This is a genomic window from Streptomyces sp. CB01249 (genome assembly GCF_001905735.1).
In the GTDB taxonomy this organism is placed as follows: Bacteria; Actinomycetota; Actinomycetes; order Streptomycetales; family Streptomycetaceae; genus Streptomyces.
In genome coordinates this window covers 1,480,242-1,499,911 of record NZ_LISW01000002.1, presented here as the reverse complement: position 1 = coordinate 1,499,911, position 19,670 = coordinate 1,480,242, and the positions used below count along the sequence as shown (strand labels likewise).

Genomic DNA, 19,670 nt, shown 5'->3' with positions numbered 1-19,670 from the left:
GTTTCCCCATTGTGCGCCGGGCTCCGGCGCCCCGGCCGCTCAGCCGCTTCCGGGGGCCAGGTCCACCGGCGTACGCGGAGGGCCCTCTTCGAGCAGCCTCCGGAGCAGGTCGGCGAGCCCGGTGGGGTACACCGTCTCACGCGCCGCCGACAGTTCGGCGGAGGTCCACCACCTCAGCCCCGTGACACTGCGGCGTTCCAGCCATGTGTGGCCGCTGGTGTCCGTGGCGGTCTGTGCCGTACGGGCCAGGAAGTACCACTCGTCCTGGTCCCATCGTCTGCCGTCGAAGTCGAAGGAGCACCGGCGCCGCCAGATCACCGGGCCCAGTTCGGCCTCGGTGATCCCGGTCTCCTCGGCCAGCTCGCGCAGCGCGGCCCGCTCATGGGTCTCGTCGCCCTCCAGGCCGCCGCCCGGGGTGAACCACCAGGTGCGGGCCGGGTCCTCCGGTTCGAAGCCGTGCATCAGCAGAATCCGGTCGTCCGGATCGAGGAGCACCAGGCGGGCGACCCTGCGCACCTCAGCGGACACCGGCGGTCGCCTTCGGCTGCGCGCTCCGCTTGGGCCGGGCGGCCCGGGCCGCGAGCGGGCCGTACGCCGCCCCGCCCAGGATGAGCACGATGCCCACCACCATCGAGGTCAGCTGGAGCCCGAGCGGCCCGGCCGACGAGACGCCGCCCGGCAGCGCGGCGAACGCCTCGGGCCGGTCGATCATGGAGCCCAGCGGCCAGGCGACGGCGTCGATCCTGGACTCCACGGCGTCCCGGGGCACCGAGCCGTGCATGGCGTCCTCCAGGTGGACCCGGGAGTCCAGCGAGACCGTGCGGTCGTCGCCCAGCAGGAAGAGCTGGCCCTTGGGGACCTCGGCGGTGAAGTCCTGGGCCGAGGCGCGGCCGGGTGACCGCAGATACGGTTCGTCCATGGGTATGCCGTTGACCGTGAGGCGGCCGTCCTTGCCGCAGCAGGCGACCTTGTCGCCGCCGACGCCGACGACCCGCTTCACCATGGGGGTGTTGCCCCACTCCGGGTCGTTGAACACCACGACGTCACCGCGCCGGACCTCGCTGCCGTCCACGCGCTGCGCGAGGACCTTGTCGCCGGCCTCGACCGTCGGGGTCATCGACCCGGTGGGCACCGTGTAGGGCTGGTAGACGAACGCGCCCCAGGCGAAGCCGCCGAGGAAGAGCAGGCAGCCGAGGGCCACCGCCGCCCCGGACAGCCTGCTGCCGAGCCGGCCGCGGCCGTCGTCCGTACGACCTGTTGCACCCATACCGGCGTCCCCCATCGGAGATCGACAATCGCGCTGATCCGCGTGGGCACCCTACCCGGCAGTACGCCCGGCGGTCAGCCTCCGCCTGCGCCGGATCACGAAGGGCACCGCGCCCGCGAGCCCCAGGACGCCCGGTGCGGCACCGGCGGCGGCGCTGATCCCGGGCTGGTCGAAGGTGTCCGGGACGGACAGCACGGACCAGCGGTTCACCGGCCACGCGACGACCACGGCCCGGCCCACGACCTGGCTCACCGGAACGAAGCCCTTGTTGGCGTCGTCGGTGTGGTAGCGGGAGTCCGCCGAGTCCTGGCGGTGGTCGCCCATGACCCAGATCTTCCCGTCCGGCACCTTGAACGGCCCGAAGGGCATGTCGTCGCAGGCGCTGTTGCCGGCGAAGACGTACGGCTCGGTGAGCGCCTTGCCGTTGACCTCGACGGGGCCGCCCTTCTTGCACTCGACGGTGTCACCGGCGACCGCGATCGTCCGCTTGATCAGGTCCTTCTCCTCGGCGGACGGCATCAGCCCGACGAAGCTCAGGAACTTCTGCGCGGCGTTGGGCTTCGGGGTCGGTTCGCCTTCGAGCCACTTGTCCGGGTCGTGGAAGACGACGACCTCACCACGCTCCGGCTCCGAACCGAACCACGGCGTCAGCTTGTCCACCAGGACCCGGTCACCCCGCTGCAACGTGTTCTGCATCGAGTCCGACGGAATCGAGAACGCCTGCACCAGAAACGTCTTGATGAACAGGGCCAGGACCAGCGCGATACCGATGAGGAGCGGCAGCTCCTTCCAGAACGGCCGGCTTTTCTTCTTCTTGCCGGCCGCGGGCTCGGCGGAAGCAGGCTCGGCGGCCGAGGGCTCCGCGGACCGCGCCTGTTCGGACTGTGTTCCGTCTGCCAGGTCGCTCACGCGTCGTTCCTCACTGTGCCGGCGGTCGTGGTCCGGCGCCGCCTGCGCCAGAGCACCAGGGGCACCGCCCCCGCGAGGCCGATCACCCCGGGGGCCGCCGCGGCGGCGGCGTTGATGCCTGGCTGGTCGAAGGTCTTCGGGACCGGGAGGGTCGCCCAGCGGCTGATCGGCCACGCGATCACGATGGCCCGGCCGACCACCTCGTCGTTGGAGACGGTGCCGTTGCCCGGCAGGTTCTGGTGGTACCGCGAGTCCAGGGAGTTCTGCCGGTGGTCGCCCATGACCCAGATCCGGCCCTTGGGCACCTTGATCGGCCCGAACGGCTCGTCGTCGCAGGCGCTGTTGCCCGCGAAGATGAAGGACTTGTCGTCCAGCGCCTTGCCGTTGACCTGGACGGGGCCGCCCTTCTTGCACTCCACGGTGTCACCGCCGATCGCGATGACCCGCTTGATCAGGTCCTTCTCCTCGGCCGAGGGCATGAGGCCGATGAAGCTGAGGAACTTCTGCACCGCGTTCGGCTCGGGGGCCTGGCTGTCCTCCAGCCAGCCGCCCGGGTCGTGGAAGACGACGACCTCGCCGCGCTCCGGCTCCGAACCGAACCACGGCGTCAGCTTGTCCACCAGGACCCGGTCACCCCGCTGCAAGGTGTTCTGCATCGAGTCCGACGGAATCGAGAACGCCTGCACCAGAAACGTCTTGATCAGCAGCGCCAGGACGAGGGCGACGCCGATGAGGAGCGGCAGCTCCTTCCAGAACGGGCGGGGGTTCTTCTTCCGGGCCGTGCTGCCCCCGGACGCGCCGCCGTCACTGTCCGTCCCGCTCACCGTCGTCCCGTCCTCCGCCGCTCCGGCGGGCTCGGAATGTGCCGGACGGCCCGGCCGGTCCTCGGGTTCGTCGTGTCCGGATCGTGCGCCGACCGCCAAATCCCCCACATCCACTCCTTACTCCGTGCCACCGCCCGCGTCCTAGCCGACGCAGGCCCACCACTCCCATAACGAGCGGGAGTTCCGCAGGGGTCGGGAGCCGGATCAATCCGCCTGGATCACTGGACACACTATTCGACGGTCCCGAGGCGGCCGCCGTACCGGCACGCGCGTCCGGGACCGAGGCGAAGGCCGAGCGCTGCTCCAGGCCGGTCCAGTGCCCGAAGGGCCAGACGATCCATTTGGCCCGCCCCACGACCGCGTCCTCGGAGATCGTGCCGTTCGCCGTCTTGTCCATGTGGAAGCGCGAATCGGCGGAATTGGAGCGGTGGTCGCCCATGACGAAGAGGCGGCCCTCCGGAACCTTTACCTCGAATTTGATGGTGGAGGGTGAATCCCCGGGATAGACGTACGGTTCCGTGACCGCCATGCCGTTGACGAGGAGCCTGCCGTCCGACGCGCAGCACTTCACGGTGTCGCCGCCGACGGCCACGACCCGCTTGATGAGGTCCTGCTCGTCGTCCGAGGGCAGCAGCCCGACGAAGGTGAGCACCTGCTTCACCTGCTTCACGACGACGGGCGACTCCCCGGGGCTCTCCTGGATCGGCGGCGGCCAGTCCGAGGGGTTGCGGAACACGACGACGTCGCCGCGCTGCGGCTTCGAGCCGAACCAGGGCGTCAGCTTGTCCACGAGCACCCGGTCGCCGATCCGGATGGTCTGTTCCATCGAGCCGGACGGGATCACAAACGCCTGTACGAGGAAGGTCTTGAGGACGAGCGCGATCAGCAGCGCCACCATGATCAGCAGCGGGATCTCCCGTGCCGCCGATCTGCGGCGCTTGCGCTGCACCTTGCGGGCCAGCCTGCGCCGCTCGGCCCGGGTGGGCAGGGAGCGCGCCCCTCCGTCCGCCGCCGGGGCACCGTGGCGCCCGTGGCTACCCATGCGACGGGCCGGGCGCCGGTACGGAGTCGAAGGCGGCGGTGCCCGGCAGCGAGCCGACCCGGCCCAGCGGCCAGCCGAACCAGTCGACCCGCCCGACCACCCGGTCCACCGGCACCATGCCGCCGCCCGGCTCCCCCAGGTGGTCGCGGGAGTCCCGGGAACGGGAGCGGTGGTCGCCCATCATCCACAGGGTGCCCTCCGGCACCACGATGTCGAAGGGCACCTTCGAGGGCGCGTCCCCGGGAAAGAGGTAGTCCTCGTCCAGCGGCCGGCCGTTCACCTCGATCCGGCCCCGCACGTCGCAGCAGACCACCCGGTCGCCCCCCACGCCCACCACCCGCTTCACGAAGTCGGTCTCGGCGGGCTCGGCGAGCCCGAGGGACGCCGCGGCCCCGTGCAGCAGCGCGGTGACGGGGTTCTGCTCCGCCCCCTCGCGTACGAACGAGCCGGTGCCGTCGAAGACCACCACGTCACCGCGGCGGGGGACGGCGCCGAAGCGGTACGCCAGTTTGTTGACGAGCACCCGGTCGCCCACCCGGAGCGTCTGCTCCATCGAACCGCTGGGGATCAGGAAGGGCTGCACCACGAAGGTGCTGAAGAGGAGCACGAACACCGCGCAGACCGCGCCGAGCCCGAGCGTGCCCCGCCAGGACAGCCGCCAGGACCTCGGTGCGGTGAGCCGGACGCGGACACGCGAAGAGCGCGACCCCTCCCCCGGACCCGTATCGGGTGCGGAGGAGCGATCGCGCTCCTGAAGTTCTGCTTGCGTGTCCATCGGGGCCAGAGCTTAACCGGACACCCTGTGGACCAGGCAGTCAGCTCAGCGGTCGCGCTTCTCCTTGATCTTCGCGGCCTTGCCGCGCAGCTCACGGAGGAAGTACAGCTTGGCGCGACGGACGTCACCGCGGGTCACGAGCTCGATCTTCTCGAAGATCGGGCTGTGCACCGGGAAGGTGCGCTCGACGCCGACACTGAAGGAGACCTTGCGGACCGTGAAGGTCTCGCTGACGCCCGCGCCCTGGCGGCGGATGACGACGCCCTTGAACTGCTGGACACGGGAGCGGTTGCCCTCGATCACGCGGACGTGAACGTTGACGGTGTCACCGGGGCGGAACGCCGGGACGTCGGTACGCAGCGACGCGGCATTGACGTCGTCGAGCAGGGAAGCCATGTTGTCTGCTTTCTTCGCCGATGCCACAGGTCATCGACGGGAGAGTGATGAATGTCAGGGGCCGGTCTCGTCGGAGCGGGCGTCGTGTCCCCCTGTGGCAGGGGCGCACGCCGGACGGACGGCAGCGGCCTATTCTTCCACGGCCTCGGGCCTGCGCCAAAATCGGCCACCCGGCTCGGGCGACCAGCCGAGGATGGAGAGCATCTCCCGGTCCTTCTTGTCGAAGGCGGACGCCTCCCAGCGCTCGATCAGATCGGGCCGGTGGGCGGCCGTACGGCGCAGCGCCTCGTCCCGCCGCCAGCGCGCGATCCGCCCGTGGTGACCGCTGAGCAGCACCTCGGGGATGGACCGGCCGCGCCACTCGGGCGGCTTGGTGTAGACGGGCCCCTCCAGCAGATTGGCCATCGCGCCGGGGGCGAAGGAGTCGTCCTGGTGGGAGGCCGCGTTGCCGAGGACGCCGGGCAGCAGCCGGGCCACCGCCTCGGTGATCACCAGCACCGCGGCTTCCCCGCCCGCCAGCACGTAATCGCCGATGGACACCTCGACCACCCGCAGCCGGGTGGCGTACTCCTCGGTCACGCGCCGGTCGATGCCCTCGTAGCGGGCCGGGGTGAAGACCAGCCAGGGGCACGCGGAGAGCCCGACGGCGAGCTCCTGCGTGAACGGCCGTCCGCTCGGCGTGGGCACCACGAGAACCGGGGAGTGCGCGCCGGCCTCGTAACCGTCCGCGAGGGCCTCGTCCAGCGCCTCGCCCCACGGCTCGGTCTTCATGACCATGCCGGGGCCGCCGCCGTACGGGGTGTCGTCCACGGTGTTGTGCCGGTCGTACGTCCAGTCGCGCAGGTCGTGCACATGGACGTCGAGGCGGCCGGACGTACGGGCCTTGCCGACCAGGGAGACGTTCAGCGGTTCCAGGTACTCGGGGAAGATCGTGACGACGTCGAGCCGCATCAGGCGTCCTCGGCCTTCGGCGCGGAGCCCTCGGCCTCGGCCTCCGCTTCGCGCGCGGACGCCACGACCGCCTCGCTCGGGTCGATCAGACCGGGCGGCGGGGTGATCACCGCGCGCTGCTCCTCCAGATCGATCTCGGTGACGATCTCCTCCACGAACGGGATCATCACCTCGCTGCCGTCCGGCCGCTCGACGATGAAGAGGTCCTGCGAGGGCAGATGCGTGATCTCGGTGATCCGCCCGATCTCGGTACCGTCGGCGAGGACCACGTCCAGGTCCATCAGCTGGTGGTCGTAGAACTCCTCGGGGTCCTCCGGAAGCTCCGCCGGGTCCACATCGGCGATCAGCAGGGTGTTGCGCAGCGCCTCGGCGGCCGTACGGTCCTTCACGCCCTCGAAGCGCAGCAGGAGCCTGCCGCTGTGCACCCGGCCGGTCTCGATCGTCAGCGGGCCCGTCGTGGCGGGGTCGGTGGCCAGGACGGCGCCGGGCGCGAGCCGCAGCTCCGGCTCGTCCGTGCGCACCTCGACGGTGACCTCGCCCTTGATGCCGTGGGCGCGGCCGATCCGCGCGACTACCAACTGCACCTTGTGTCTCTCCTGTCGTACGACGACGGGCCGGGGCGGGCGCTTGGCCCTCCCCGGCCCGTGCCGGTGTTCAACTTCTGTCAGCGAACCTGATCCACGTCGACGAGGTCGACGCGGATGCCACGGCCGCCGATGGCGCCCACGACGGTACGCAGCGCGCGTGCGGTGCGGCCGTTGCGGCCGATCACCTTGCCGAGGTCGTCGGGGTGGACCCGGACCTCCAGCACACGGCCACGGCGCAGGTTGCGCGAGGCGACCTGCACATCATCGGGGTTGTCGACGATGCCTTTCACGAGGTGCTCGAGAGCCTCCTCGAGCATGCTCAGGCCTCGGTCGACTCGGCGGAGGCGGCAGCAGCCTCGTCCGCCTTCTTGTCGGCCTTCTTCGCCTTCGGCGTGATGGCCTCGCCCTTCGACTCCTCACCATCGCTGGAGAGGGCCTCGAACAGGGCGCGCTTGTCGGCCTTGGGCTCCGGCTGCAGCAGCGGCGCGGGGGCCGGGAGGCCCTTGTGCGCCTGCCAGTCGCCGGTGAGCTTCAGGATCGCGAGAACCGGCTCGGTCGGCTGGGCGCCGACGGACAGCCAGTACTGCGCACGCTCCGAGTTGACCTCGATGCGCGACGGGTTCTGCACCGGGTGGTACAGACCGATCTCCTCGATGGCCCGGCCGTCACGGCGGGTACGGGAGTCGGCGACGACGATGCGGTAGTGAGGCGAACGGATCTTGCCCAGACGCTTCAGCTTGATCTTGACTGCCACGGAAGTGGTGTCTCCTGGTCTATGACGTGGTTGGGCACAACGAAGATGCCACGTGGGGTTGCGGTACTCGGGTGCCCGATGGACGCGTCAGCCGGAGGAGAGAGGGGTCCTGTGCGACTGTCGAGTACAGCTAGCCATTGTGCCACACCCCATCGGCTCACCCCACCGCGACCGCGGTCTCCGGGATCCGGAACGGCTTTCCGCAGCCGCCGCAGACGATCGGCGCCTGGGCGAGGACCGAGGGGACCACGCGCACATTGCGCCCGCAGTCGCAGACGGCCTTGACCCGCACGCCCCCTCCGGAGGAGCCGTGCCGGGCGGCCGGGCCGCGGAAGGAGCGCTTGGTGTCGGCGGCGGTGGCCACGGTGTGCGCCTTGAGGGCGCGCTGCAGCCGCTCCGTCGTCGGCCGGTAGCGGCGCTTGGCCTCGGGGTTGAGCGTGACCAGCGAGAAGCCGCTGCTGGGATGGGGCTCCTCGGCATGGTCGAGGCCCAGCTCCTCGGCGATCGCCAGGAATCGTCGGTTGTGATAGCGGCCGGCGCGCGAGGTGTCGCGGACACCTCTGGCGGCGGCGATGCCGTGGACTGCCTCGTGGAGCAGTCGCTCGAAGGAGAGCTCGGCGCCACAGGCGGACGAGGACTCTCCGATCAGGGACTCGGGTGCGGCGAGATCGGGCAGCTCGGGGTGGTACCGCTGAATGTCGGCCCACGCCTGCGCCAGCTCTGCGGCAAGTACAGGTGGTGTCGTGCTCACGTCGTGACCAACGAGCGCGGGGCCCTCGGTGTTCCGATTCCGGGCCATCCCAAATATTTTGCACGTACCAGTCGGTTGACCTTCATGCGTCACGACGCAGGGCGGGTGCGCTGATCTGCGGAGAAGCCTCACAGCTCGCACCAAGCCGGTACGTAGCGGCGCGTACGCCTGCGCGCGCAGCCGCGGTACGCGCCCCCTCCGGGGGCGGACGGCAGGGGCGAGGGTACCCGCACCGCCCTGACGTGCTCGACGTGCCCCCACCGGCGTGTCGGGTGAGACTGGACCGGCAGAGGGCGGGACGGACCCCCCGGGGCGTCCCCGCCGTCCGGGTGCGCCGGTGCCGTCGTGCGCCGGACGGCAGTGCGGACAACCACGCCCCGCAGACCTCTGGACGCGGCGGCGGATGCGCAGTTCTCTGGCATACGGGGGAGCGCGCGTCACCGGACGGCACGGCCGTCCACTCGGGCACGACCGATCGGCAGAACCGGCAACCTCGGCGGATTGGGGCGCATTCCATGACACCAACGCTCGTTCGGCACCACCGGCACACGGAGTCGTCCGCCCTCGCGGACGGCGCCACCCGCGCCCGCGACTGGGCGGAGATCCAGGAACGGATGCTGGCACCGCTGTACGAAGCGGTGTACACGCGGCTGGAGGTGGGGCCCGCCACGCGGATGCTCTCGCTCGGCTGCGGCTCCGGCCTGGCGCTGCTGATGGCCGTGGGCCGGGGCGCCTCGGTCACCGGCGTGGACACCGACCCGGACCGCCTCGCCCTCGCCAGGACCCGGCTGCTGCCCGCGCCGGAGGACCACGGCACACCGGCCGCCGCCCCGCTGCTCACGGAGAGCGTCGCCGAGGCGGCGGACGACGGGCCGCACCACCTGATCACCGCGTTCACCCCGATCGGCTGCGAGGCGGGCGACGGCGAGGAGCTGGTGCGCGCGCTGGAGACCGCGGTGCCGTCGGCGGACCGGCGCGCCACGGTCGTCCTGACCGGCTGGGGCCCGCCGGAGCGGTGCGCCACGGAGTCGGTGCTCCGGGTGGCCGGGCGGCTCGCCGACGACGGGCGCGGACCGGGCGGCGGCTGGCGCGGACCGCGCCGCGACGATCTGGAGGACGTGGCCTTCAGGGCCGGGCTGCGGCCGGACGGCTCCGGCCGGGTGGCCTGCCCGTTCGGTTACGCGGACATGGACAGCGCGGTACGCGGCCTGCTGTCGACCCGGCTGTTCGAGGCGGCGGTCCGGGCGACGGACCGGTGGCAGGTGGAGAAGGAGCTCGCCGAAGCGCTGCACCCGCACCGGCGGCCGGACGGCACGGTGTGGATGTCCAACGTGTTCCGGTACCTGGTCTGCACGACGTGAACGTACGCCGGAGGGGCGCCCACCGACTCGGTGAGCGCCCCTCCGGCATGGCGTGACGCGAGCGTCAGCCCATGAACTTCTTGAACTCGTCGGGCAGCTCGAAGTTCTGGGCGTCCTGCCCGGCCGGGAGGCCGGGGACGCCGTTCTGCGCGGCCTCGCGGCGGGCGGCCGCGGCCTGCTCCTCGGCCTTGCGCTTCATCGGGTTGCCGCTCTTGCGCTTGCCCTTGGCCTGCTTGACCTGCTTCTTCTGCCGGCCGGGCCCGCCGCCCATGCCCGGCATCCCGGGCATCCCCGGCATGCCGCCGCCCTGGGCCATCTTGGACATCATCTTGCGGGCCTCGAAGAACCGCTCGACCAGTCCCTTGACGGCGGAGACGTCGGAGCCGGAGCCCTTGGCGATACGAGCCCGGCGCGAGCCGTTGATGATCGTCGGCTCGGCGCGTTCCTTCGGGGTCATCGACTTGATGATCGCGGCCATGCGGTCGATGTCGCGCTCGTCGATGTTGTTGATCTGGTCCTTGATCTGCCCCATGCCGGGCAGCATGCCGAGCAGCTTGGAGATGGAGCCCATCTTCCTGACCTGCTCCATCTGGGCCAGGAAGTCGTCGAACGTGAAGTCCTTGCCCTTGCTGGACGCCAGCTTGGAGGCCATTTTGGCGGCCTCTTCCTGGCTGAAGGTCTTCTCCGCCTGCTCGATCAGGGTGAGCAGGTCACCCATGTCGAGGATCCGGGACGCCATGCGGTCCGGGTGGAACGCGTCGAACTCGTCCAGCTTCTCGCCGTTCGAGGCGAACATGATCTGCTTGCCCGTGACGTGGGCGATCGACAGGGCGGCACCACCGCGGGCGTCACCGTCGAGCTTGGAGAGCACCACGCCGTCGAAGCCGACGCCGTCGCGGAACGCCTCGGCGGTGTTGACCGCGTCCTGACCGATCATCGCGTCGACCACGAACAGGATCTCGTCCGGGCTGACGGCGTCGCGGATGTCCGCGGCCTGCTGCATCAGCTCCTGGTCGATGCCGAGGCGGCCGGCGGTGTCCACGATCACGACGTCGTACTGCTTGGACCGGGCGTACTCGATGGAGTCCTTGGCGACCTGGACCGGGTCGCCGACGCCGTTGCCCGGCTCGGGGGCGTACACCGCGACACCGGCGCGGTCGGCGACGACGCTCAGCTGGTTGACGGCGTTGGGGCGCTGGAGGTCACAGGCGACGAGCAGCGGGGAGTGGCCCTGGCCCTTGAGCCAGAGGCCGAGCTTTCCGGCGAGGGTCGTCTTACCGGCACCCTGGAGACCGGCGAGCATGATCACGGTGGGCGGGTTCTTGGCGAACCGCAGCCGCCGGGTCTCGCCGCCGAGGATGGAGATGAGCTCCTCGTTGACGATCTTGACGACCTGCTGGGCCGGGTTGAGGGCCTGGGAGACCTCTACGCCGCGCGCCCGCTCCTTGACGTTGGCGATGAAGGACCGGACGACGGGCAGCGCCACGTCCGCTTCGAGCAGGGCGATACGGATCTCGCGAGCCGTGGCATCGATGTCCGCCTCGGACAAGCGGCCCTTGCCCCGGAGGTTCTTGAAAGTCGCGGCAAGGCGGTCGGAGAGAGTATCGAACACGGCGCTCGTCGGTCCTCAGGGTCGGGGGCGGGTCGGGTCAGTAGGTTCCCAGGGTATCCGGACGCCGGAGAACGCCAAGACCTCGCCCGGTTCCGGACTCAGCCGAGCGCCTTCTCGACCTCCTGGGCCAGCTCCGCTGCCCGCGCCGCGGGCAGCGGCTCCCCGTCGGTGTCCGTGACGTAGAAGGCGTCGACGGCATTGGCCCCCAGCGTGGACACATGCGCGCTCCGCACCCGTACCTCGCTCCGCTCCAGGGCCTGCCCGATGCGGTGCAGCAGCCCGGGGGCGTCCTGTGCGCGGACCTCGATCACCGTGGCGAGCCGGGAGCCCGCCGGGGCCACCGTCACCCGGGGCGGCGGCGCCTTCACACCGCGCCGCCGGGGGTAGGCCGCCTCCCGCTCGGCGAGGCGGGCGGGGATGTCCAGGGTGCCGTCCAGGGCGCGTACGAGGTCGGCGCGGAGCCGGTCCGCCCGGGGCAGCGAGCCGTATTCGGCGGCCACGCGCCAGCTGAGCAGCAGCAGGTCCGCGGAGTCCCCCAGCTCCGTGGGCAGCTCCACGGCGCGCAGGTCGGCGGCGCGGACGGTGAGGCGGTGCAGGGCGAGGACGCCCGCGGCGGCGGGCAGCACGCCGGGCCGGTCGCGCAGCGCGATGAGGAGTTCGACGCCGACCGGTTCCGGGCCGTCCTCCTCGTGCGGGGTCTCGGGCCGGGTGTGCAGGGCGAGGACGGGGGTGCCGGTGCGCAGCGCCTCGATCGCGAGGCGTTCCTGCTCGGCGCTGGGGGCGGCCGGCTCGGGCTCCTCGGGAGCCTCCCCCGCCAGGACCTGGGCGACGCGTTTGACGAGTTCGGTGACGAGGGAGGCGCGCCAGGCGGACCAGGCGGCGGGCCCGGTGGCGAGCGCGTCGGCCTCGGTGAGGGCGTGCAGCAGCTCCAGGGTCGCGGCGCTGCCGACGGCGTCGGCGACGGCGCGGACGGTGGCCGGGTCGTCCAGGTCGCGCCGGGTGGCGGTCTCGATGAGCAGCAGGTGGTGGCGTACGAGGGTGGCGATGACGCCCACGTCGTGCTGGTCGAAGCCGATGCGGGCGGCCATGTCGCGGGCGATGACCTCCCCGGCGACGGAGTGGTCGCCGGGCCAGCCCTTGCCGATGTCGTGCAGCAGAGCGGCGACGAGGAGGAGGTCGGGGCGGCCGACGCGACGGGTGAGCGAGGCGGCGCGGACGGCCGCCTCGACGAGGTGGCGGTCGACGGTCCAGGTGTGGACGGGGTTGCGCTGGGGGCGGCAGTGGACGCGTTCCCAGTCGGGCAGCAGGCGGGTGATCAGCCCCTCGGCCTCCAGCGCCTCCCAGACGGGAATGGTGGCCTCCCCCGCGCCGAGCAGGGTGACCAGCTCCTCGCGGGCCTCGGCCGGCCAGGGCACGGGGAGCGGCTGGGCGGTGGCGGCGAGGTGGCGTACGACGTGGCGGGAGAGCGGCAGTCCGGACTGGGCGGCCGCGGCGGCGGCGCGCAGGACGAGCACCGGGTCGCGTTCGGGCCGGGCGGTGCGGGCGAGGACGGCCTCGCCGTCGGCCTCCACGACTCCGTCGGCGAGCGGGGTCCGGTCGGGAGTGGGGGTCCGGCCGCCGCCGAGCAGGGCGCGCAGCCGGGGCCGGGCGGAGCGGGCGCGCAGGACCCGGTTGACCTCGCGCCAGGTGACGTCGGTGGCGTACGAGACGGTGCGGGCGGCTTCGTAGACCTGGCGGAGCAGGGCGTCGGCGTCGAGGAGGCCGAGGGCCTGGGCGACCTGGTCCTGTTCCTGGAGGGCGAGCCGGTCGGTGGCGCGGCCGGTGGTGAGGTGGAGGGCGTCGCGGGCGTCGAGGAGGGTGCGGCGGGCCTCGGCGAGTCCTTCGCGGGGGGCGTCGGCGACCCAGGATGCGGCGACGGCGCGCAGGGCGGTGACGTCGCGCAGGCCGCCCCGGGCCTCCTTGAGGTCGGGTTCGAGGAGGAACCGCAGTTCGCCGTGGCGTTCGGCGCGTTCGCGGCAGAGCTCGTGGAGGTCGGGGAGGCGTTTGGGCGCCTGGTTGCGCCAGTCGGCGAGGATCGCGGTGCGCAGGGCGGCGACGAGGCCGAGGTCGCCGGCGACGGGGCGGGCGTCGAGCAGTCCGAGCTGGACCTTGAGGTCCTCGCCGGCGGTCTTGCGGGCCTCGGCGGGGGTGCGGACGGAGTGGTCGAGGGAGAGGCCCAGGTCCCAGACGGGGTACCAGATCCGGTCCGCGAGGGCGGCGACTGCCGCGGCGTCGGCGGTGCCGTCGTGCAGCAGGAGGAGGTCGAGGTCGCTGCGCGGGGAGAGTTCGCCGCGGCCGTAGCCGCCGACGGCGACGAGGGCGGCGCCCCGGACCCCGGCGTGCTGGGCGGCGCCGGTGAACAGGGCGGTGAGCCAGTCGTCGGTGAGGGCGGCGAGGGCCGCACGGCGCGGCGGCCCGGGCCGCTCCTTCTCCTGGAGAAGGCTCAGCCGGGCCGCCGCGTAGCCGCTGGGGCGCGAGTCCTCGGATTCGGTGGTCGCTTCGATGCTCGTCACCCAGCTGCCCTTTCCGTGTGCGGAACCGTGCGAAACAGTCGGCGGGGGCCGGTCAGAGGGCGTCCGGGCCGCGTTCGCCCGTACGGACCCTGACGGCCGTCTCGACGGGGACGGTCCAGACCTTGCCGTCACCGATCTTGCCGGTGCGGGCGGCCTTGACGACGACGTCGAGGAGCTGTTCGGCGTCCTCGTCCTCGACCAGCACCTCGATGCGGATCTTGGGGACGAGGTCGACGGTGTACTCGGCGCCCCGGTAGACCTCGGTGTGGCCGCGCTGACGACCGTAGCCGCTGGCCTCGGTGACGGTGAGGCCCTGGACGCCGAACGCCTGGAGGGCTTCCTTGATCTCGTCCAGACGGTGGGGCTTCACGACTGCGGTGATGAGCTTCATGCGTCCACCTTCTTGTTCGTCGGGGCGGCCGGGCCGGGGGCGGGGGCGGCGGTACGGGAGGCCGCGCCGCCGCCGGCGCCGCTGAAGTCGTACGCGGTCTCGGCGTGTTCGACCTGGTCGATGCCGGAGATCTCGTCGTCCTCGGCCACGCGCATCCCGAGGATCTTGTCGACCAGGAAGGCGAGGACCGCGGAGACGACGAGAGAGTACGCGAGGACCGCGAAGACGCCGACGGCCTGCTTGCCGAGCTGGTCGAGCCCGCCGCCGTAGAAGAGGCCCTTGGCGTCGGACTGGACGCCGCCGGTGGCGAAGAAGCCGATGAGCAGGGAGCCGATGATGCCGCCGACGAGGTGGACGCCGACGACGTCGAGGGAGTCGTCGTAGCCGAACTTGTACTTGAGGCCCACGGCCATGGCGCACAGCACACCGGCGATGGCGCCGACCGCGATGGCGCCGAGCGGGCTGACCGCGCCGCCGGCCGGGGTGATGGCGACGAGTCCGGCGACCGCGCCGGAGGCGGCACCGAGGGTGGTGAAGGCGCCGTGGCGGATCTTCTCGTAGGCGAGCCAGGCGAGCATCGCGGCGCCGGTGGCGACCTGGGTGTTGACGAACATGACCGCGCCCACGCCGTCGTCGTTGCCGAGCCAGGAGCCGGCGTTGAAGCCGAACCAGCCGAACCAGAGGAGACCGGCACCGAGCATGACGAGCGGCAGGCTGTGCGGCCGCATCGGGTCCTTCTTGAAGCCGACGCGCTTGCCGATCACCAGGATCACGCCGAGGGCGGCCGCACCCGCGTTGATGTGGACGGCGGTACCGCCGGCGAAGTCGATGACGCCGAGGTCGTACAGCCAGCCGCCCGCGCCCCACACCCAGTGCGCGACCGGGAAGTAGACGATGGTGACCCACAGCGTGATGAAGAGGGCCCAGGAGGTGAACTTGACCCGGTCGGCGAGGGCACCGCTTATCAGGGCGGGCGTCAGGATGGCGAACATCAGCTGGAACACGGCGAAGACGTAGACCGGGATGGTGTAGCCGTCCCAGAGTTCCGTGACGCCGATCCCGCTGAGGCCGACGAAGTCCTCGCTCCAGCCGATGACCGATCCGGCGTCGGCCCCGAAGGCGAGGCTGAAGCCGTACAGCACCCAGAGGATCGTGACGATCCCGAGGCTGATGAAGCTCATCATCAGCATGTTGAGGGTGCTCTTGACGCGGACCATGCCTCCGTAGAAGAAGGCGAGGGCCGGGGTCATGAGCATCACCAGGGCCGAGCAGATGAGCATGAAGCCGGTGTTGGCGGCAGACAGCGTCGGGGTGTCTGCGGCAAGCGTCGTGATGCCTGGGGGCATCGGCGTCTCCTCGTCGTCGGTGCGGCCGCGTGCGGGCGGTGGGGGCACAACCACTGCGGAACCACTGGGGAAAAGTGCGGGCCGGTTATGAGCCACGAGGTTCGCCCAGCGCCGTTTCGGCCGGTGCGCCGCGATGTTTCGCGGCAGTGACGAAGGAAAGCGACGTGTTACGTCCCCATGAACCGCGCATGCCGTACCCACGCTCGCGCCCACTCTGCGGCCCGGGCCGCATACGGTGCGGTTACGACGCTCCGGCGAGGGAACGACCACACGAACCGGCCACGGCGATCACCCGTTGACCTGGCAATGGGGGGAGCCGAAGTCGGTCTGTGCTGGGTGATCGTCGTGGCCGGGGTCTGGGGGCCCGAGGGCCGTCGCTAGACGGTTTCCACGGTCTCGGGCAGCTGTTCGATGAGGAGTTCGGTGAGCTCGGCGACCTCGGGCACGTCCCCGAAGTCCCTGGCGGCGGTGTCGACGGTCTTGCGGAGCCGGGTGTTGACCCGCTCGGAGCGCACCTTTTTGGCCACGCGCAGCGCCTGCCCGGCGGGCACGGTGGACGCCTCGGGCTCGCCCTTGAGGAGGTGCACGGTGGCGAGGCCGATCAGATTGAGCGCGTAGGAGCGCTGGTGCTCGTCGTCCTCGCCGAAGAGCTGGACGGCCCGCTGCATGACGGGCTCGGCGAGCGAGGCGTACGTGGGGCTGCGGCCGGCCACGTAGGCGAGGTCCCGGTACGAGTGCGAGTTCTCGCCGTTCAGCTCGGCCTCGGAGAAGAAGCGGATCCAGTCGGGCTCGGGCTCGCCGTCGACCCCGGCGTCCAGGAAGGTGTCCTCGGCCATGCGGACCGCCCGCTTGCACTTGCTGGGCTGGCCCATGTTCGCGTAGGCGCGGGCCTCCATCGCGTACAGCATGGCCTGGGTGCGCGGGGTCGCGCAGTCGCGGCTGCCGTACTGGGCGAGGTGGATCAGCTCCAGGGCGTCGTCCGGGCGGCCGAGGTGGATCATCTGGCGGCTCATGCTGGACAGGACGTACGAGCCGAGCGGCTTGTCACCTGCCTCCTTGGCGGCGTGCAGCGCGAGCACGAAGTACTTCTGGGCGGTGGGCTGGAGGCCGACGTCGTAGCTCATCCAGCCCGCCAGCTCGGCCAGTTCGGCGGCGCAGCGGAACAGGCGCTTGGAGGTGGCGGCGGGCTGGGGCTCCTGGAGCAGGTCGGTGACCTCGTGGAGCTGGCCGACGACGGCCTTGCGGCGCAGTCCGCCGCCGCACTGCGCGTCCCACTGGCGGAACATCGCGGTGGTCGACTCCAGCAGGTCGAGCTCGGGGCCGGAGAGCCTGGAGGGGCGGCGGGCGGCGGCGGCTTCCGGTTCGGCGGCGGGGACGGCCGCGACCGGCACCAGCCAGCGCTGCATGGGCTCGATGAGCGCGGGACCGGCGGCGAGGGCGAGGGAGCTGCCGAGGAAGCCCCGGCGGGCGAGCATCAGGTCGCTCCGCGAGAACTCGCTGAGCAGGGCCACGGTCTGCGGGCCCGCCCACGGCAGGTCCACACCGGCCACGGAGGGTGCCTGGTGCGGGGTGCGCAGCCCCAGGTCCTCGACGGCGACGACGCTGCCGAAGCGCTCCGAGAACAGCTCGGACAGGATGCGCGGGATCGGCTCGCGCGGCTGCTCGCCGTCCAGCCAGCGCCGCACCCGGGAGGTGTCGGTGCTGATGTGGTGGGCGCCCATCTGGCGCGCCCGGCGGTTCACCTGCCGCGCCAGCTCGCCCTTCGACCAGCCGCTGCGGACGAACCATGACCCCAGTTGCCCGTTCGGGCGCTTGCCGGCATTCGTCTCGCCTGCGCCGCTGCCACTCACGGATAAGCCCCCATCCCGCCGAATACGTGTCGCGCGAAGCACTACCAGAATGCCCCGAACTCATGTCGTCCGTACGGGCGTTGGGCCCGATCGAACAGAAAACCGGGTTGCCTGCGGCATACCCATGGGCGCACATACTTCCATGGTTCGTGTACCGACGGTAATCCTACGATCACGGGCCCGGCGAGGCCCTTTGCGTAATCGCCACCATTCGCCACCCCTTCGATTGAACGCCACCCCCATGGGCCGCGATTCACTTGACAGGACGATTCGCACGGGCGCGAGGAAGCGCCCGGGGGCGCGCGGGCGGTTGCACGCTCCTCTTCGTAACCACCGGCGAACCGGACCCGTTGGAGGGGGCATGGGCTTCACGATCGGAATCCGCGAGATGCGCACCGGCGCACGGCGTCGCGCCCGTGCCGCCGCCACCGGCGGTACGGAGGTGGCCGAGTACACCGGCCTGTGGGGCTGGGCCGTGGTGCCCGGGGCCCGCGCGGCGGACGGTGTCTGCTCCTGCGGGGACCCCGGCTGCGCCGCCCCGGGAGCGCATCCGCTGGAGTTCGCCCGTGAGGTGCCCGCCGGGGCGACGCTCGACGCGGCGGCGCGCGCCTGGGCCGAGGTGCCCGGCGCCTCGATGATGCTCCCCGTGGGCCGGAGCTTCGACGTGCTCGACGTGGCGGAGGGGGCCGGGCGCCGGGCCCTGGTGCGGATGGAGCGGATGGGCCTGCCGCTGGGCCCGGTCTCGGTCACTCCGCAGGGCCGGGCGCAGTTCTTCGTGGCGCCGGGCGCCGCCGCCGGGCTGCCCCGGCTGCTGTACCGGATGGGCTGGGACGACGCGGGGCTCGATCTGCGGGCGCTCGGTCCGGGCTGCCACATCACCGCGCCGCCCTCGGACCGGGGCGGGCTCGGTCCGGTCCGCTGGCTGCGGGCGCCCGGGCCGGACAGCGCGACGCCGCCGGAGGCCCGGCTGCTGCTGGGGACGCTGGCGTACCTCTGTCACCGGTGGGCGGCGCCCTGCGGCTGAGCCGCGTACGTCCCGCACAGCAGGAGGCCCGGCCGTACGAAACGGCCGGGCCTCGGAGCTGTCGAGTGGGGGTCAGTCCCCGATCAGCGCGTCCACGAACGCCTCCGGCTCGAACGGGGCCAGGTCGTCCGGGCCCTCGCCGAGTCCGACGAGCTTGACCGGGACGCCCAGCTCGCGCTGGACGGCGACGACGATGCCACCCTTGGCGGTGCCGTCCAGCTTGGTCAGGACGATGCCGGTGATGTCGACCACCTCGGCGAAGACCCGCGCCTGCACCAGGCCGTTCTGCCCGGTGGTGGCGTCCAGGACGAGCAGCACCTCGTCCAGCGGGCCGTGCTTCTCCACGACGCGCTTGACCTTGCCCAGCTCGTCCATGAGCCCGGTCTTGGTGTGCAGCCGTCCCGCGGTGTCGATGAGCACCACGTCGGCGCCCTCGGCGATGCCCTCCTTGACCGCGTCGTAGGCGATGGACGCCGGGTCGCCGCCCTCCGGACCGCGCACGGTGCGGGCGCCGACGCGCTCGCCCCAGGTCTGGAGCTGGTCGGCGGCGGCGGCGCGGAAGGTGTCGGCCGCGCCGAGCACCACACTGCGGCCGTCGGCGACGAGCACCCGGGCCAGCTTGCCGGTGGTGGTGGTCTTGCCGGTGCCGTTGACCCCGACGACCATCACGACGCCGGGGGTCTCCAGACCGCCCTCCGTCTTCACGGCGCGGTCGAAGTCGGTGCCGAGCAGGGTGAGCAGCTCCTCGCGGAGCAGGGCGCGCAGCTCCTCGGGGGTGCGGGTGCCGAGCACCCGGACGCGCTCGCGCAGGCGCTCGACCAGCTCCTGGGTGGGGGCGACGCCGACGTCGGCGGTGAGGAGGGTGTCCTCGATCTCCTCCCAGGTGTCCTCGTCCAGATTGTCCCGGGACAGCAGGGCGAGGAGCCCCTTGCCCAGGGTGTTCTGCGAGCGGGCGAGGCGGGCGCGCAGCCGGACGAGCCGGCCGGCGGTGGGCTCGGGGACGTCGAGCGCGGGGGCTTCCGGCTCCACCGTCTCCGGCTCGGCCTCGGCGGGCGGGGCCGCGACGTCCTCGATGGTGCGGCGCGATTCCTCGCGCGGCTCTTCGGCCTCCTCGCCGACACGGGGCTCAGCGGGAGGTGTGAGGGTCGGCGTGCTCGACGGTGCCGGGGGCAGCTGCTTCTTCTTGCGGCTGCTGACCACGAGCCCGCTGACCACGCCGACCGCGACCAGGGCGATGACTACAGCAAGGATGACGAATTCCATAACCCTCCCAGTATC

The 19,670-nt window shown here is 71.9% G+C and carries 20 protein-coding genes; 2 read left to right on the top strand and 18 right to left on the bottom strand.

Annotated elements, in window-relative coordinates; all coding sequences use genetic code 11:
* Positions 1-39: 39 nt before the first annotated feature.
* From AMK18_RS15255 to AMK18_RS15200, 12 genes are all read right to left on the bottom strand, one after another.
* Positions 40-528 (bottom strand): NUDIX hydrolase, encoded by a 489-nt coding sequence (locus AMK18_RS15255; RefSeq protein ID WP_018102381.1) that lies wholly within the window; start codon positions 526-528, stop codon positions 40-42.
* Entirely contained in the window at positions 518-1,267 is a 750-nt protein-coding gene (lepB, locus tag AMK18_RS15250) for a signal peptidase I (RefSeq protein WP_073863256.1), read from the bottom strand. Before lepB (AMK18_RS15250) ends, AMK18_RS15255 begins: the two co-directional genes overlap by 11 nt.
* 51 nt (positions 1,268-1,318) lie before the next feature.
* Positions 1,319-2,176, bottom strand: a complete 858-nt coding sequence (lepB, locus tag AMK18_RS15245) for a signal peptidase I (protein ID WP_073863153.1) — start codon at positions 2,174-2,176, stop codon at positions 1,319-1,321.
* Positions 2,173-3,099 carry a signal peptidase I gene (gene lepB / locus AMK18_RS15240; RefSeq protein WP_073863255.1) on the bottom strand — a complete coding sequence of 309 codons (927 nt, stop codon included), beginning with the start codon at positions 3,097-3,099 and terminating at the stop codon, positions 2,173-2,175. Before lepB (AMK18_RS15240) ends, lepB (AMK18_RS15245) begins: the two co-directional genes overlap by 4 nt.
* The gene (gene lepB, locus AMK18_RS15235) at positions 2,981-4,042 is read right to left on the bottom strand and encodes a signal peptidase I (RefSeq protein ID WP_073863152.1); all 1,062 of its coding nucleotides are present in this window, start codon (positions 4,040-4,042) and stop codon (positions 2,981-2,983) included. The genes lepB (AMK18_RS15240) and lepB (AMK18_RS15235) overlap by 119 nt, the downstream gene beginning before the upstream one ends.
* On the bottom strand, positions 4,035-4,817 hold the full coding sequence (lepB, locus tag AMK18_RS15230) for a signal peptidase I (protein WP_073863151.1): 783 nt from the start codon (positions 4,815-4,817) through the stop codon (positions 4,035-4,037). The genes lepB (AMK18_RS15235) and lepB (AMK18_RS15230) overlap by 8 nt, the downstream gene beginning before the upstream one ends.
* A 45-nt stretch (positions 4,818-4,862) precedes the next feature.
* Positions 4,863-5,213: a 50S ribosomal protein L19 gene (rplS, locus tag AMK18_RS15225; RefSeq protein WP_018102387.1), complete on the bottom strand. Its 351-nt coding sequence runs from the start codon at positions 5,211-5,213 to the stop codon at positions 4,863-4,865.
* 129 nt (positions 5,214-5,342) lie between these two features.
* The gene (gene trmD, locus AMK18_RS15220; protein WP_073863150.1) at positions 5,343-6,164 is read right to left on the bottom strand and encodes a tRNA (guanosine(37)-N1)-methyltransferase TrmD; all 822 of its coding nucleotides are present in this window, start codon (positions 6,162-6,164) and stop codon (positions 5,343-5,345) included.
* A complete protein-coding gene (rimM, locus tag AMK18_RS15215) occupies positions 6,164-6,748 on the bottom strand; it encodes a ribosome maturation factor RimM (protein WP_018102389.1) in 585 nt (194 codons plus the stop codon). The genes trmD and rimM overlap by 1 nt, the downstream gene beginning before the upstream one ends.
* A gap of 80 nt (positions 6,749-6,828) precedes the next feature.
* Positions 6,829-7,068: an RNA-binding protein gene (locus AMK18_RS15210; RefSeq protein ID WP_005311361.1), complete on the bottom strand. Its 240-nt coding sequence runs from the start codon at positions 7,066-7,068 to the stop codon at positions 6,829-6,831.
* 2 nt (positions 7,069-7,070) lie between these two features.
* Positions 7,071-7,505, bottom strand: a complete 435-nt coding sequence (gene rpsP / locus AMK18_RS15205) for a 30S ribosomal protein S16 (RefSeq protein ID WP_018102390.1) — start codon at positions 7,503-7,505, stop codon at positions 7,071-7,073.
* Positions 7,506-7,662: 157 nt separating this feature from the next.
* Positions 7,663-8,256 carry a hypothetical protein gene (locus AMK18_RS15200; RefSeq protein ID WP_018521397.1) on the bottom strand — a complete coding sequence of 198 codons (594 nt, stop codon included), beginning with the start codon at positions 8,254-8,256 and terminating at the stop codon, positions 7,663-7,665.
* Positions 8,257-8,771: 515 nt separating this feature from the next.
* Here AMK18_RS15200 and AMK18_RS15195 point away from each other — a divergent pair.
* The gene (locus AMK18_RS15195) at positions 8,772-9,617 is read left to right on the top strand and encodes a class I SAM-dependent methyltransferase (RefSeq protein ID WP_073863149.1); all 846 of its coding nucleotides are present in this window, start codon (positions 8,772-8,774) and stop codon (positions 9,615-9,617) included.
* 64 nt (positions 9,618-9,681) lie between these two features.
* On the opposite strand, the gene ffh is transcribed toward AMK18_RS15195, so the two are convergent.
* The 5 genes from ffh to nsdA all read right to left on the bottom strand — a co-directional run bounded on the left by ffh (position 9,682) and on the right by nsdA (position 17,368).
* A complete protein-coding gene (gene ffh, locus AMK18_RS15190; protein ID WP_018102393.1) occupies positions 9,682-11,229 on the bottom strand; it encodes a signal recognition particle protein in 1,548 nt (515 codons plus the stop codon).
* Positions 11,230-11,327: 98 nt separating this feature from the next.
* Positions 11,328-13,781, bottom strand: coding sequence for a [protein-PII] uridylyltransferase (locus AMK18_RS15185; protein ID WP_073863148.1), 2,454 nt, complete (start codon positions 13,779-13,781; stop codon positions 11,328-11,330).
* 52 nt (positions 13,782-13,833) lie between these two features.
* The gene (locus AMK18_RS15180) at positions 13,834-14,172 is read right to left on the bottom strand and encodes a P-II family nitrogen regulator (protein WP_018102395.1); all 339 of its coding nucleotides are present in this window, start codon (positions 14,170-14,172) and stop codon (positions 13,834-13,836) included.
* The gene (locus AMK18_RS15175; RefSeq protein ID WP_073863147.1) at positions 14,169-15,518 is read right to left on the bottom strand and encodes an ammonium transporter; all 1,350 of its coding nucleotides are present in this window, start codon (positions 15,516-15,518) and stop codon (positions 14,169-14,171) included. The genes AMK18_RS15180 and AMK18_RS15175 overlap by 4 nt, the downstream gene beginning before the upstream one ends.
* 377 nt (positions 15,519-15,895) lie before the next feature.
* On the bottom strand, positions 15,896-17,368 hold the full coding sequence (gene nsdA, locus AMK18_RS15170) for a transcriptional repressor NsdA (RefSeq protein ID WP_026171426.1): 1,473 nt from the start codon (positions 17,366-17,368) through the stop codon (positions 15,896-15,898).
* A gap of 361 nt (positions 17,369-17,729) precedes the next feature.
* Here nsdA and AMK18_RS15165 point away from each other — a divergent pair, with 361 nt between their 5' ends.
* Complete coding sequence (locus tag AMK18_RS15165) at positions 17,730-18,392, top strand: bifunctional DNA primase/polymerase (protein ID WP_073863146.1); 663 nt, start codon at positions 17,730-17,732, stop codon at positions 18,390-18,392.
* 72 nt (positions 18,393-18,464) lie between these two features.
* Here the strand turns inward: AMK18_RS15165 and ftsY are convergent, their stop codons facing one another.
* Positions 18,465-19,655, bottom strand: coding sequence for a signal recognition particle-docking protein FtsY (gene ftsY, locus AMK18_RS15160; RefSeq protein WP_018102399.1), 1,191 nt, complete (start codon positions 19,653-19,655; stop codon positions 18,465-18,467).
* Positions 19,656-19,670 lie beyond the last annotated feature (15 nt).